The following is a 13,055-nucleotide window of genomic DNA, read 5'->3' as shown; positions in this document are numbered from 1 at the left end:
AGCCGTCCGATCCGCTTTCGGCGTGGCCCGCGCCGCATCCGCGGCGGCTCGCCCTGCGTAGAAACCGTCAACCGCGTGCGCGCCCATGCGATGCGCCGGCCCGTTTCCCGATCCGGAGAAAGCGCTTGACGATCGCACCGTTGCCGGCCGCCCCTGCGGCCGCACTGACCCTGCTGCTCGCCTGCGCCGGCACCGCGCTGGCCGACGCGCCCACGCCGATCGGCGGCATCCGCCGGCTCGCGGGCAGCGCCCATGCCACCGACGACGGCCACCTGATGTACCGCGAGTCGCACTGGCTGTTCGGCGACGCCACCGTCGAGGGGCGCCCCGCGCGCCAGTACCGCCTGGGCCTGGCCAGTTGGATCGGCTTTGTGCTGCCGCACATCGACGTGGCCTACGACGCGCGCAGCCGGACGCTGTTGCGCTTCGTGGGCATCGCCAACATCCACGGCAGCGACGGCGACAACGTGCGCGCGCGGATCGTGTTCGATCCGGCGAAGGAGCGCATGGCGACGCCGGCCGAGCTGGCGCAGGCGCGGCAGGCGCCGCTGGACGGGCGCTGCCCAATTCCCTGAGTGTCAGGCCCCGGCCGCGGTGCACATGGGCAACGGTGCACCCACCGCCGGGCGCATCATCATCCGGCAAACGGGCCCGCTCGATGCTCGGCCCGCGGCGTACAGCGGCCACCCGAAACCGCCGGATCAAACCCGCAGCGAGGGCACCGGCGGCACTTCAGGGCGGACCGGCGCCTTTGCAATCGGCCGCCAGCGGCAGCTGCGACGCCGCCTCGGCGGCCGTGGCGATGCGCCGCGCGCCGAGCACCACCAGCGGCAGCCACAGCAGGGTGAGCGCCGCCGCACAGGCGAACACGCCGGAGGTGCCGAGCCGGCCCAGCGCGATGCCGCCGACCGCGCCGCCGACAAACGCACCCATGAACTGGCTGGTGGAATACGCGCCCATCGCCGCGCCGCGCAGCGCCGCCGGCGCGAGGCGCGAGACCAGGCTGGGCAGCGCCGCCTCCAGCAGGTTGAAGCCGGAGAAGAACATCGCCGCCGCCACGCCGAGCAGGGCGATGTGATCGCCGCCGAGCGCGAAACCCAGCAGCGCCACGCCGATCGCCACGATGCACACCATCACGACGCGCAGGCTCTGCGCGATCTCCTTCATGTGGTGCAGGCTGGCACCCATCACGAACGCGGCGATCGCCATCACCGGCAGGTACAGCTCCCAGTGGCGGCTCACCGGCAGGTGCAGGGTGTCCACCAGCAGCAACGGCAGGCCGACGAAGCTGGCGGTGAGCAGCAGGTGCAGGAAGAACACCGAGCCGTTGAGCACCAGCATGCGGCGGTCGCGCAGCATCGCCAGCACGCTGCCGAAGCCCGACGCCGCCGGCGCGCGCACGCGCTCGGGGGTGGGCACGATCAGCCACAGCAGGGCCAGCGCCAGCAGGGCGAGGATCGAGGTGGCGGCAAACAGGCCGGACAGCCCGTCGACCGCCTCCAGCGGCGGGCCCAGGATCAGCGCCAGCAGGAAGGCCATGCCGATCGACACGCCGATGATGCCCATCACCTTGCTGCGGTTCTCTTCGCGGGTGAGGTCGGCCGCCAGCGCGGTGCCGGCGCCGGCCACCGCGCCCATGCCCTGCAGCGCGCGGCCGATCGCGATGCCCATCAGCGTGTGCGACATCGCCGCCACCAGACCGCCCACGGCGAACACCGCCAGGCCCATGCTGATCGCCGGCTTGCGCCCGATGCGGTCGGACAGCAGGCCGAGCGGAATCTGCAGGCACATCTGGCCCAGCCCGTACACGCCCAGCGCCAGGCCGATCAGCAGCGGGGTGGAATCCGGCAGCGCCTTCGCGTACACCGAGAACACCGGCATGATCAGGAACAGGCCGAACAGGCGCAGGCTGATCACGCAGGCCAGGGTCAGCGCGCTGCGGCGTTCGAGAGGGGAAAGGGCGCTCACGGCACGATCGGGCAAGGACAAACCATCCGCACAGTATACGGAGCGCCCGCATGGCATCGTTGCGGCGGCGTGTCGCGCCGCCGGCCGGCGCCCGCCCAGCCGCAAACCCTATAATCGGCCGCTTGCCATTTCCCGCCATGAAAAACCCGATGCCCGCCGACGCCTCCCGTCCCGACGACTTCACCCGCGTACACGAACTGGCCGCCGGCGACATGCAGCACGTCGACGCGCTGATCCGCAGCCGGCTCGCCTCCGACGTGGTGCTGATCAACCAGATCGCCGAACACATCATCGCCGGCGGCGGCAAACGGCTGCGCCCGATGCTGCACGTGCTGGCCGCCGGCGCGGCCGGCTATGCTGGGGACAAGCACGTCAAGCTCGCCGCGATCGTCGAGTTCATCCACACCTCCACGTTGCTGCACGACGACGTGGTGGACGAGTCGGACCTGCGCCGCGGCCGCAAGACCGCCAACGCGCTGTGGGGCAATGCGGCCAGCGTGCTGGTCGGCGACTTCCTCTATTCGCGCTCGTTCCAGCTGATGGTGGAACTGGACGACATGCGCATCATGCGCATCCTCGCCGACACCACCAACACCATCGCCGAGGGCGAGGTGCTGCAGCTGCTCAACATCGGCAACGCCGACGTGGACGAGGCGGCGTACCTGGCGGTGATCGAGCGCAAGACCGCGGTGCTGTTCGCCGCCGCCACCGAGCTTGGCGGCCTGCTCGGCGGCCTGCCGGACGCGCAGGTGGCCGCGCTGCGCCGCTACGGCATGGAGCTGGGCTACGCCTTCCAGATCGCCGACGACCTGCTCGACTACGTCAGCGACGCCGACACGCTGGGCAAGAACATCGGCGACGACCTGGCCGAAGGCAAGCCGACCCTGCCGCTGATCTACGCGCTGCAGCGCGCCGACGAGGAGCAGCGGCGCTCGCTGCGCCACGCCATCGAGCACGGCGGGCTGGACTCGCTCGATCGCATCGTCGCCTCGATCCGCGACTCCGGCGCGCTGGAGCGCACCCGCGAGCGCGCCGAACAGCACGCCCGCGCCGCCCGCGCGGCGCTGGACAGCCTGCCCGCCTCGGCGCATCGCGACGCCCTGCTGGCGCTGGCCGACTACTCGGTCGCCCGCAAGCACTGAGGCCCACGCGCGCCCGCGCAGCATCGGCGCGCCGTGCCGGCAGCTCGACGAGCTGATCGTCACGCTCGCCGCGCAACGGCCGCACCTGCCGACCGCCTGGCCCATCCCGCGTCCCCGCGGTCGCGTGGCGGCCGCTTCCACGGAGAGAACCACCATGGTCACCCGCCGCCGCTTCCTGCAAGGCTCCGCCGCCGCCCTGCTGGGCGCGCGCCTGGCACCGGCCTCGCCGCTCGCCGCCGCGCAAATCCGGGGAGTTTGGTGAGCCAAATGACCCGGATTGCCCCCCAGCGCACTGCCGGCACGGGCGTTTGGCGGCGGTCGCAGCAGGCGGGCGATTTTTTCTCAGCCTCTCAGGCGGTACGCGTGGCGCCAAGCCGTGCGAAGCGGTCGGTCGCCTCGACCAGCTCGTGCAGGATGCCCGGCTCGAACGCCGAGTGGCCGGCGTCCTGCACGATGCGCAGATCGGCCTCCGGCCAGGCGCGATGCAGGTCCCACGCGCTGCGCAGCGGGCAGACCACGTCGTAGCGGCCCTGCACGATCACCGCGGGAATGTGGCGGATGCGCTCGACGTGGCGCAGCAATTGGTCGTCGTGCGCGAAGAAGCCGCCGTTGACAAAGTAGTGGCACTCGATGCGCGCGAACGCCAGCGCGAACTCGTCCTCGCCACTGGATTCGATGTGGCTCTGGTCCTGCCACAGGAAGCTGGTGGCGCCCTCCCACACCGACCACGCACGCGCCGCGGCGATGCGCGTGGCGGCATCCTCGCTGGTGAGGCGGCGGTGGTAGGCGCTCATCAGGTCGCCCCGCTCGGCCTCCGGGATCGCCGCCAGGTAAGTCTCCCAGGCATCCGGATAGAGCGCGTCGGCGCCCTTCTGGTAGAACCACTCCAGCTCCCGGCGGCGCAGCATGAAGATGCCGCGCAGCACCAGTTCGGTGACCCTATCCGGGTGCGTTTCGGCGTAGGCCAGCGCGAGGGTCGAGCCCCACGAGCCGCCGAACACCTGCCAGCGGTCGATCGCCAGATGCCCGCGCAGCCGCTCGATGTCGGCGACCAGATCCCAGGTGGTGTTGTCGGTGAGCTCGGCGTGCGGCGTGGACCGGCCGCAACCGCGCTGGTCGAACAGCACGATGCGGTACAGCGCCGGATCGAAGAAGCGCCGGCACTTCGCATTGGCTCCGCCGCCCGGCCCGCCATGCAGGAACACCACCGGCTTGCCGTGGGGGTTGCCGCTCTGCTCGTAGTACAGCGTGTGCAGCGGCGAGACCTTCAGCAAGCCGCTGTCGAACGGCTCGATTTCGGGGTACAGCGTACGGCGCTCCGGCGACATGCGTGCTCCTGGCAAGCGGGGTTGGCCGATCAGGCTAGCACGCGTGCAGGGGGGGGCTCACCTGGGCACGCGCAGGGCCGAGTCGCGCAATGCCTGATCGTGCAGAACCTCGTCGGATTCGGCCTGCTGCTCGGCCTCGTGGGCCTCGCCGGGAAGATGTGGGTGCGGGTGCACGTGGGCACCGTCGGCGGGATCGCTGCTGCTCGGGGTATCGGGTTTCACGTCTGCGCTTCGCGATGGTCAGTGGGCGCCGTCCGGCGACGGCAGCGGGATGAACAGCTTGCCAGGATTGAGGATCCCATGGGGATCGAACACCTGCCGCACGCCGCGCATCAGGGCGATTTCTGCCGCGCTGCGGGTGCTCTCCAGGTAGGCCCGCTTGACCAGGCCGATGCCGTGCTCGGCCGAGATGCTGCCGCCGAACTGCTGCAGCGTGGCGGCGAGGTGCCTGGTCACGTGCTCGCACTGGGCGATGAAGGCCGCGTCGTCCATGCCCGGCGGGGCCAGCACGTTGATGTGCAGGTTGCCGTCGCCGATGTGGCCGAACCACACCACCTCGAACTGCGGGTACTCGCGGGTGAGCAGGTCCTGCATGGCGTGCAGGAAGTCCGGCACCGCGCTGATGCGCACGGAGACGTCGTTCTTGTAGGGCCGGCGCGGCGCCACGGCCTCGGTGATGCCTTCGCGCAGGCGCCACAGCGCGCTGGCCTGCGCATCACTCTGGGCGATCACGCCGTCGCTGATCCAGCCCTGCTCCACGCCTTCCCCGAAGGCGGCCAGCGCGGCTTCCTGCGCGCGCTCGTCGGCCGCGTCGAACTCGGTGACCACGTAGTACGGGTGCTCGCCGTCGATCGCCCGCTGCGCGCCGTGCGCCAGCACGTGACGCAGCGCCACGTCGGTGAAGAACTCGAACGCCTGCAGCGCCAGTCGGGCGCGGAACAGGGCGAACACGCGCATCAGCGCGTCCATGTCCGGCAGCGCCAGCAGCATCACCTGCGAGGGCGGCGGTGGATCGGCGAGCCTGAGCGTGGCCTCGACCAAAATGCCGAGCGTGCCTTCGGAGGCGATCATCAGCTGGCGCAGGTCGTAGCCGCTGGAGTTCTTGATCAGGCCGCGGTTGAGTTGCAGCACCTCGCCGGTGCCGGTGACCACGGTGAGGCCGGCGATCCATTCGCGCGTGTTGCCGTAGCGGATCACCCGGATGCCGCCGGCGTTGGTGGCGATGTTGCCGCCGATCGAGCACGAGCCGCGCGCGGCGAAGTCCACCGGGTAGATCAGGCCGTGCGCCCGCGCCGCGTCCTGCACCGCCTGCAGCGGCATGCCGGCCTGCACGGTGAGCGTACGGTCGACCGCGTCGAAGGCGATCGGCTGGTTCATCCGCTCCAGGCTCAGCACCAGTTCGCCGTTCGCGGCCACCGCGCCGCCGGACAATCCGGTGCGCCCGCCGGAGGGCACGATCGCCACGCCGTGCCCGTTCGCCCAGCGCACCACCGCCTGCACCTCGGCCACGCTGGCCGGCAGGGCGATCGCCAGCGGGGCGGGGGTCCAGCGGCGCGTCCAGTCGCGGCCGTAGTGCTCCAGGTCGGACGGATCGGTCAGCAGGCGCAGTGCGGGCAGCACGGCAGCAAGTCGGGCAAGGCGGGGATCGGTCATGGGCGGGGCGTTGTCGGCGTGGCGCAAGTGCCTAGGTTGACATCGTGCCCCGAGGCGGTCCAGTGCTGCGCTGCCGCATTCCGCCTGCGGCTCTGGCATAGTGTCGGTCTGTCCCGCGACGTTGGATCGACATGAAGACCTCGTACCCCAGGCAAGACATCAAGGTGCTGCTGCTCGAAGGTGTCAGCCAGAGCGCCGTGGAAACCTTTCGCCAGGCCGGCTACACGCAGATCGAGTACCACCAGAAATCGCTGCCGGAAGCGGAGCTGAAGGCCCGCGTGGCCGAGGCGCACATCGTCGGCATCCGCTCGCGCAGCCACCTCACGGCCGAGATGCTGGCCGAGGCCAGGCGGCTGATCGCGATCGGTTGCTTCTGCATCGGCACCAACCAGGTCGATCTGGGCACGGCGAAGAAACTCGGCGTGCCGGTGTTCAACGCGCCGTACTCCAACACGCGCAGCGTGGCCGAGCTGGTGCTGGCCGAGGCGATCATGCTGCTGCGCGGCATCCCGCAGAAGAACGCGCTGTGCCACCGCGGCGGCTGGACCAAGTCGGCACTGGGGAGCTACGAGGCACGCGGCAAGACGCTGGGCGTGATCGGCTACGGCCACATCGGCACCCAGGTCGGCGTGCTGGCCGAGGGGCTGGGCATGCAGGTGATCTTCCACGACATCGAGACCAAGCTCTCGCTCGGCAATGCCCGCGCCGCGGCGAGCCTGGACGACCTGCTGGAACGCTCGGACGTGGTGAGCCTGCACGTGCCCGAGACGCCCGCCACGCAGATGATGATCGGTGCCGAACAGCTGGCGAAGATGCGCGCCGGCTCGCTGCTGATCAACGCTTCGCGCGGCACCGTGGTCGACATCGACGCACTGGCCAGCGCACTGCGGCGCGAGCATCTCGCCGGCGCGGCGATCGACGTGTTTCCGGCCGAGCCGAAGGGCAACGACGATCCGTTCGTCTCGCCGCTGGTCGGCATGGACAACGTGATCCTCACCCCGCACATCGGCGGCTCCACGCTGGAGGCGCAGGACAACATCGGCATCGAGGTGGCGGCCAAGCTGGTGCGCTACAGCGACAACGGCTCGACCCTGTCGGCGGTGAACTTCCCCGAGGTGTCGCTGCCGGAACATCCGAGGAGCCGTCGCCTGCTGCACATCCACCGCAACGTGCCGGGCGTGCTTTCGCGCATCAACGAGGTGTTTTCGGCGGGCAACGTCAACATCGACGCGCAGTTCCTGCAGACCGATGCCGAACTGGGCTACGTGGTGATCGACGTGGCCACCGAGGTGGCCCCGGTGCAGGCGCTGAAGGAACGGATGGCGGCCATTCCGGGCACGCTGAAGACGCGCGTGCTGTACTGACCGCCTCGGCGGCAAACCCGAGAGCCGAGCTCCCGACGGTAACGCAGCGCCCGCGCACCGATGACGGGCGGTCGAGGTGAGTCTCATCCGGCCGGTCTGATCAGAGTCCAGTTGATTTATTAGCTAACTAATAGCATCGTTATCACATGGACGACCGGCAACAGTTGCGTTTCCAGGTGACCAACGGCCTGCTGCCCAACGCCCGGCAGTGGCAGCGGATCGTGCAGGAGCGCTTGGGACACCACGGGATTTCCAGTGCCTGCATCGGCCCCTTCATGTTCATCGGCCGGTCCGACGGCGGCTTGCATCAGGTGATGCTGGCCCAGCAGTTGGGCATCGAAGGTCCGTCGCTGGTGCGCCTGCTCGACAAGTTGGCCGCTGCGGGTCTGGTGCGCCGCGAAAGCGATGCGAACGACCGGCGGGCCAACCAGTTGTGGTTGACCGAGGCGGGGCGGCGTCTGCATCGCAAGTTGGAGCAAGGGCTCACCCAACTGCGCGCGGACGTGCTGGCCGCCCTGTCCGACGCGGAATTGCGCGCCGTGTTGAAGCTTTACCGCCTCATCGACCAGGCAGCTACCCGGGTCGGCTGAGGCGTTTCCCCGGGGCCGTTCCCCGACCGGGCGGACTCCGCCGGGTTTGGGACGGTACGTATCCTTTTCCCATCGAACACCATCATTCGAGATTCCATGTACGGAGAATTCGGTCTCTACGGCGTGTTCATCCCGACCCTGCTGGGGCTCATGCTGCTCGCCTACCTGGTGCAGAACGGCTTGCGTCTGGTGCTGCTTCGGCTGGGCGTGTACCGCCATGTCTGGCATCCGCCGATGTTCAACCTCGCCCTGTACGTGTTGGTGCTGGGCGCACTGTTCGCTCTGCTGCGCAGGATTCAGGCATGAACGCCACGGTTCGCAAGGTCTTGTCGGTGGTCGCGCCTCTCGTGTTGGTCGTTGCCGCATTGCTGGTGCTGCGCCACCTGTGGCAGTACTACATGCGCGATCCGTGGACGCGTGACGCCCATATCGCCGCCGACGTCGTCCAGGTGGCGCCGGACGTGTCCGGGCTGGTGACCGAGGTGCGGGTTCGCGACAATGCGTCCGTACATCGCGGCGAGGCGCTGTTCGTCGTCGATCAGGCGCGCTACCGGATTGCCCTGGCGCAGGCACAGGGCGTGCTGGCGCAAAGCCGGGCGGCGCTGGCGCGCAGCCGGGCCGCACTGGTGCAGAGCCAGGCCACGGAACGCCAGTTGCAGCGCGAGGCGTCCCGCGACCGCGCCTTGCGGGACCTGGTCGCCACCGAGGAAATCGAAGCGCGGCGCGCCAATCTTGAGAAGGCGCATGCGGCCGTGGTGGCGGCGCAGGCCGGCATTGCCACTGCCGAGGCCGACATGGCCACGGCCCAGGCGGCGGTGGATCTGGCACGACTGAACCTCGAGCGCACCATCGTGCACAGCCCGGTCGAGGGCCGCGTCAACGACCGCATCGTGCGTGTCGGCGACTACGTGGCCGCCGGCAAGCCGGTACTGGCGGTGCTCGATACCGGTTCGTTGCGGGTCGACGGCTACTTCGAGGAAACCCGCCTGCACGGCGTCCACGAGGGCGACCGCGTGGACATCCACATCATGGGCGAGCCCGGCGTGCTGCATGGTCACGTGCGGAGCATCGCCGCCGGCATCGAGGATCGCTATCGCAGCGACGGTTCCAGAATGCTGCCGAACGTGACGCCGGTGTTCGAGTGGGTGCGGCTGGCGCAGCGGGTGCCGGTGCAGATCGCCATCGACGAGGTGCCTGCCGGTATGCACCTGATCGCCGGACGCACCGCCACGGTCAGCGTGGTCGCCGGCGAGACGGTGCGGGCGAAGGCACCGGCGCAGCTCAAGACGACGGCACAGGTCAAGACATCATGAACGGACCCGCATGGCGGGTCGCCAGCCTCGGCCTGCTGGCGGCCTTGGCTGCATGCACGACGGTCGGCCCGGACTACCAGTTGCCAAAGAAATCGGCGTTCGCGGCGGTGCAACGGTCGGCGCCGGCACTGGATGCCCGTGGCTCGAGGGCGGTCGCACCGGCGCACGCAGCCGTCGAGGGGCGCTGGTGGGCGCTGTATGACGATCCGCGGCTCGACGCACTGGTCGAGCAGGCGCTGCAGGCCAACACGGAGCTCAAGGTCGCCGCCGCGCGCCTGCACCAGGCCCAGGCGCGCTACGCCCAGGCGCGCGCGGCCGGCGGCTGGGAGGAGAACGTCCAGATGTCGGCTGCACGCGGCCGCGTCTCCGCCGAATCCCTGCTGCTGACCAAACCGCTGCCGGTGTTCAACTTTGCCGACGGCAGTCTCGCCGTGTCCTATCAATTCGACCTGTACGGCAAGATCAGGCGCGGGGTCGAGGCCGCACGCGCCGACGCCGAGGCCGTCCAGGCGGCCGGCGACCTGGCGCGCATCAGCGTGGCGGCGGCGGTAGTCGGCGCCTACGTCGAGATCTGCCACAGCAACCACGAGCTGGCCGTGGCACGCCGCTCGCTCGAGCTGCAGCAGCGCAGCCGCGACGTCGCCGCGAGGATGCAGGCCGCCGGCCGCGGCACGCCCACTGCGGTCGAGCGCGCGGCGGCACAGGTGGCGACGCTGCAGGCGGCACTGCCCCCCCTCGAGGCGCGCCGGCAGGCCGCCGGTTACGAACTGGCCGCGCTGCTCGGTCGCACGCCCGACCGGGTGCCGGCCGACGTGATGCAATGCGCGCAGCCACCGGAGCTGAAGCAGGCCATCCCGGTGGGCGACGGCGCTGCCTTGCTGCGCCGCCGTCCCGACGTGCGCCGTGCCGAACGCGAGCTGGCGGCCGCCACCGCCGGAATCGGCATTGCCACTGCCGAGCTATACCCCGACGTTCGCCTGGGCGCCTCGGTCGGCGCCAATGGGCTGCTGGAGGACTTCGGGAAACCGGCGACGCGGGAATGGTCGATCGGTCCGCTGATCTCCTGGTCGATCCCCGGCCGCGGTGCGCACGCGCGGATCGCCCTGGCGAAAGCGGGCGCCGAGGTGGCGCTGGCCGAGTTCGATCACGTCGTGCTGGAGGCGCTGCGGGAGACGCAGACGATTCTCGACGGCTATGCCCAGGATCTTCGCCGCGAAGCGGCGCTGCGGCAGGCGCGCGATCGGGCCCGCACCGCCGCCGCCGACCTGCACCGCCTCTACCGGGGCGGCCGCGAACCCTACCTGTCCAGCCTGGATGCCGAACGCACGCTCGCCACGGCCGAGGCCAGCCTCGCCGGCACTGAGGCGCAGGTGTCGCAGGACCAGATCCGCCTGTTCCTGGCCCTCGGCGGCGGCTGGCGCCGGCACGAGGCCAAACCCGGCAACGGCCGTGCGGCGGCCGGCATCGCCCAACGGCCCTAGCCAGGACGCATCATGCTGCTACTCGACCGGCAGGCCTGGCTGCATTCGGCCAAATCGTTTCTGGCCGCCATGATCGCGCTGTACATCGCGCTGGCGGCCGATCTGGAGCGACCCTACTGGGCGATGGCCACCGCCTACATCGTGTTGCAGCCGGTGCTGGGCGGCACGAATTCGCGCGGCATCTACCGCATCAGCGGCACGCTGATCGCCGCGGTTGCGGTCATTGCGATCGTGCCCAACCTGCTGCAGGCCCCGGTACTGCTGAGTCTGGCGATGTCGCTGTGGCTGTCGGCCTGCCTGTTCGCCGCGCTGCTGCACCGCGGGCCCTCGTCGTACGTCTTCATGCTGGCCGGATACACCGCCGCGTTCGTCGGTTTCCCCGTCGTGACCCAGCCCGATGCGATCTTCGATACGGTGCTGGCGCGCAGCGAGGAGATCGTGCTGGGCAGCCTGTGCGCGGTGGTCGTCGGGGCCGTGGTATTTCCCGTCTCGATCCAGCCGATGATCCGTCAGCGCGTCGACGCCCTGATGCGCGACGCCCGCGCGTGGTGCACGCAGACGCTGGCGCGTGCGGGCAGTCCGCGTGCATTGCGCCGGCAGTTGGCTGGGGATCTGTCGCAACTGGACCTGGTGATTCCGTTCGCCAAGCGCGATGACCCGCGCCATGGCAAGCTCGACGAATGGCTCGAGGAGCTGCGCGCGCGGCTGCTCGGCCTGCTGCCGGTGCTGGCCGCGGTGGAGGACCGCCTCGGCAACCTCGGCGAGGTCGCAGTGCCCGACGCCGAACTGCAGGCGCTGCTCGCCGACCTGCGCGCCTGGATCGGCGAGGACGTGGCGCCCACGCGCGAGGTGCTCGAGGGCCTGCGCGCCCGGATCGCCGCCTTGCGACCCGCGCTCGACGCAGACCCGGTCGGCCTGCTGCGCAGCAGCCTGCTGCTGCGTCTCAAGGAACTGGCCGAGTTGTGGTACGACAGTGGTCATCTGCGCCAGTCGATCGAGGCCGGCCGGCCGCCGCCGGCGCCCGCCTTCGGTATCGACCTGCGCCGGCTGGTGCGGGCCAGCAACCGCCACATCGACTGGGGCATGCTGTCGTTTTCGTCCCTGGCCGCCGGCGCCACGCTGTTCGCCTACTGCCTGCTCTGGATCGCGCTCGGCTGGTCCGACGGTGCCTCCGGCGCGATGATGGCGGCGGTCGCCGCGGCGTTCTTCGCCGCGCAGGACGACCCGGCGCCAAACATCGTCGTGTTCCTGAACTCGGCCGTGGTGGCGATGCTGGCTGCCGGTGTGTACCTGTTCGGCATCCTGCCGGCGATCCATGACTTCATGCCGCTGGTGGTGGTGATTGCGCCGGTCCTGTTGCTGGTCGGGCTGATGCTTTCGCGGCCGAAGTTGTTCATGCCCGGCATGATCCTGGCCACCAACTTCGCTTCGCTGCTGTCGATCCAGAACCATTACGTGCCGGACTTCGCCCGCTACGTCAACTCGGCGATCTCGACCGTCCTCGGGCTGCTGTTCGCCTTGCTGACGACCCGGCTGTTCCGCTCGGTCGGCGCGGAGTGGAGCGCCCGGCGCCTGGTCCGCCAGGGGTGGGCACTGCTCGCCGCGGCCGCCGAAGGCCGCGGCCGCCAGGATCGCGACCGCTTCATGGTCCGCATGCTCGACCTGCTCGGCCTGCTGGCGCCGCGTCTGGCCTCGCTGCCGGCCGGCAGCGACGTCAGCGGCGTGGACATGCTCGACGAGGTGCGCATCGGCCTCAACATCCTCAACCTGCGCCGCGCGCGCAACGCATTGCCCGCGGCGAACGCACAGGCGCTCAATCGCCTGCTGGCGGATGTCGCCGCACACTACCGGACGCGTCAGCGCGCCGGCCGCCCGGTGCCCGCGCCACAGGCACTGAAAGTGGCCCTGGATGCCGCACTGTCGGGTCTGCCCACGCTGGCGCCGGGCGATGCACGGGATGAAGCCCTGCTGGGGCTGATCGGCCTGCGCTTCGGGCTGTTCCCGCATCAGCCGCCGGCCGGCACCTCGTCCGCCTGACGGCATCCGTGGATGCAATGAAGACACTGGGCATTCCACGTACGGCGGTCTTCTTCTCGCTCAAGAATTTCCTGGCCGGCATGCTCGCGCTGTACATCGCGCTGCGCGCCGGACTGGACAACCCGGCCTGGTCTGTCATCACCGCCTACATCGTGGCCCAGCCGCACGCGGGAGCCACG

General features: G+C 70.2%; 12 protein-coding genes and 1 pseudogene. 9 read left to right on the top strand and 4 right to left on the bottom strand.

Features of this window, described 5'->3' with window-relative positions; translation table 11 throughout:
- The first annotated feature begins 125 nt into the window (after positions 1 to 125).
- Positions 126 to 575, top strand: coding sequence for a hypothetical protein (locus ACO2Q2_RS02955; protein ID WP_423254273.1), 450 nt, complete (start codon positions 126 to 128; stop codon positions 573 to 575).
- A 157-nt stretch (positions 576 to 732) separates the two neighbouring features.
- On the opposite strand, the gene ACO2Q2_RS02950 is transcribed toward ACO2Q2_RS02955, so the two are convergent.
- Positions 733 to 1,968, bottom strand: a complete 1,236-nt coding sequence (locus ACO2Q2_RS02950) for an MFS transporter (protein WP_423254271.1) — start codon at positions 1,966 to 1,968, stop codon at positions 733 to 735.
- 149 nt (positions 1,969 to 2,117) lie between these two features.
- Here ACO2Q2_RS02950 and ACO2Q2_RS02945 point away from each other — a divergent pair, with 149 nt between their 5' ends.
- Positions 2,118 to 3,110: a polyprenyl synthetase family protein gene (locus ACO2Q2_RS02945; protein ID WP_423254270.1), complete on the top strand. Its 993-nt coding sequence runs from the start codon at positions 2,118 to 2,120 to the stop codon at positions 3,108 to 3,110.
- 350 nt (positions 3,111 to 3,460) lie between these two features.
- Here the strand turns inward: ACO2Q2_RS02945 and pip are convergent, their stop codons facing one another.
- From pip to ACO2Q2_RS02930, 3 genes are read right to left on the bottom strand one after another with little or no spacing between them, the layout of a single operon-like run.
- Positions 3,461 to 4,438 carry a prolyl aminopeptidase gene (gene pip, locus ACO2Q2_RS02940; protein ID WP_423254269.1) on the bottom strand — a complete coding sequence of 326 codons (978 nt, stop codon included), beginning with the start codon at positions 4,436 to 4,438 and terminating at the stop codon, positions 3,461 to 3,463.
- 57 nt (positions 4,439 to 4,495) lie between these two features.
- The gene (locus tag ACO2Q2_RS02935) at positions 4,496 to 4,660 is read right to left on the bottom strand and encodes a hypothetical protein (protein WP_423254267.1); all 165 of its coding nucleotides are present in this window, start codon (positions 4,658 to 4,660) and stop codon (positions 4,496 to 4,498) included.
- Positions 4,661 to 4,678: 18 nt separating this feature from the next.
- Positions 4,679 to 6,091: an FAD-binding oxidoreductase gene (locus ACO2Q2_RS02930; RefSeq protein ID WP_423254265.1), complete on the bottom strand. Its 1,413-nt coding sequence runs from the start codon at positions 6,089 to 6,091 to the stop codon at positions 4,679 to 4,681.
- A gap of 131 nt (positions 6,092 to 6,222) precedes the next feature.
- Here ACO2Q2_RS02930 and serA point away from each other — a divergent pair, with 131 nt between their 5' ends.
- The 7 genes and pseudogenes from serA to ACO2Q2_RS02895 form a co-directional block, all read left to right on the top strand.
- Positions 6,223 to 7,455, top strand: a complete 1,233-nt coding sequence (gene serA / locus ACO2Q2_RS02925; protein WP_423254264.1) for a phosphoglycerate dehydrogenase — start codon at positions 6,223 to 6,225, stop codon at positions 7,453 to 7,455.
- Between the two features lie 146 nt (positions 7,456 to 7,601).
- The gene (locus ACO2Q2_RS02920) at positions 7,602 to 8,045 is read left to right on the top strand and encodes a MarR family winged helix-turn-helix transcriptional regulator (protein ID WP_423254263.1); all 444 of its coding nucleotides are present in this window, start codon (positions 7,602 to 7,604) and stop codon (positions 8,043 to 8,045) included.
- Between the two features lie 96 nt (positions 8,046 to 8,141).
- Positions 8,142 to 8,351 (top strand): DUF1656 domain-containing protein, encoded by a 210-nt coding sequence (locus tag ACO2Q2_RS02915; protein WP_423254262.1) that lies wholly within the window; start codon positions 8,142 to 8,144, stop codon positions 8,349 to 8,351.
- A complete protein-coding gene (locus ACO2Q2_RS02910; RefSeq protein WP_423254261.1) occupies positions 8,348 to 9,358 on the top strand; it encodes a biotin/lipoyl-binding protein in 1,011 nt (336 codons plus the stop codon). Before ACO2Q2_RS02915 ends, ACO2Q2_RS02910 begins: the two co-directional genes overlap by 4 nt.
- A complete protein-coding gene (locus ACO2Q2_RS02905; protein ID WP_423254260.1) occupies positions 9,355 to 10,839 on the top strand; it encodes an efflux transporter outer membrane subunit in 1,485 nt (494 codons plus the stop codon). Before ACO2Q2_RS02910 ends, ACO2Q2_RS02905 begins: the two co-directional genes overlap by 4 nt.
- Before the next feature lie 12 nt (positions 10,840 to 10,851).
- Positions 10,852 to 12,876 carry an FUSC family protein gene (locus ACO2Q2_RS02900; RefSeq protein ID WP_423254259.1) on the top strand — a complete coding sequence of 675 codons (2,025 nt, stop codon included), beginning with the start codon at positions 10,852 to 10,854 and terminating at the stop codon, positions 12,874 to 12,876.
- A 17-nt stretch (positions 12,877 to 12,893) separates the two neighbouring features.
- A pseudogene (locus ACO2Q2_RS02895) lies at positions 12,894 to 13,055 on the top strand (FUSC family protein); the annotation flags it as partial.

The sequence above is a fragment of the Dyella sp. KRB-257 genome, assembly GCF_049445995.1.
In the GTDB taxonomy this organism is placed as follows: Bacteria; Pseudomonadota; Gammaproteobacteria; order Xanthomonadales; family Rhodanobacteraceae; genus Dyella_A.
This window is presented reverse-complemented; position numbering and strand designations above follow the sequence as displayed.

Coding starts and splice junctions, on each gene's coding strand:
- ACO2Q2_RS02945 (WP_423254270.1), top strand. CDS start 2,118: ATGCCCGCCGACGCCTCCCGTCCCGACGACTTCACCCGCGTACACGAA.
- pip (WP_423254269.1), bottom strand. CDS start 4,438: ATGTCGCCGGAGCGCCGTACGCTGTACCCCGAAATCGAGCCGTTCGAC.
- ACO2Q2_RS02930 (WP_423254265.1), bottom strand. CDS start 6,091: ATGACCGATCCCCGCCTTGCCCGACTTGCTGCCGTGCTGCCCGCACTG.
- serA (WP_423254264.1), top strand. CDS start 6,223: ATGAAGACCTCGTACCCCAGGCAAGACATCAAGGTGCTGCTGCTCGAA.
- ACO2Q2_RS02920 (WP_423254263.1), top strand. CDS start 7,602: ATGGACGACCGGCAACAGTTGCGTTTCCAGGTGACCAACGGCCTGCTG.
- ACO2Q2_RS02915 (WP_423254262.1), top strand. CDS start 8,142: ATGTACGGAGAATTCGGTCTCTACGGCGTGTTCATCCCGACCCTGCTG.
- ACO2Q2_RS02910 (WP_423254261.1), top strand. CDS start 8,348: ATGAACGCCACGGTTCGCAAGGTCTTGTCGGTGGTCGCGCCTCTCGTG.
- ACO2Q2_RS02905 (WP_423254260.1), top strand. CDS start 9,355: ATGAACGGACCCGCATGGCGGGTCGCCAGCCTCGGCCTGCTGGCGGCC.
- ACO2Q2_RS02900 (WP_423254259.1), top strand. CDS start 10,852: ATGCTGCTACTCGACCGGCAGGCCTGGCTGCATTCGGCCAAATCGTTT.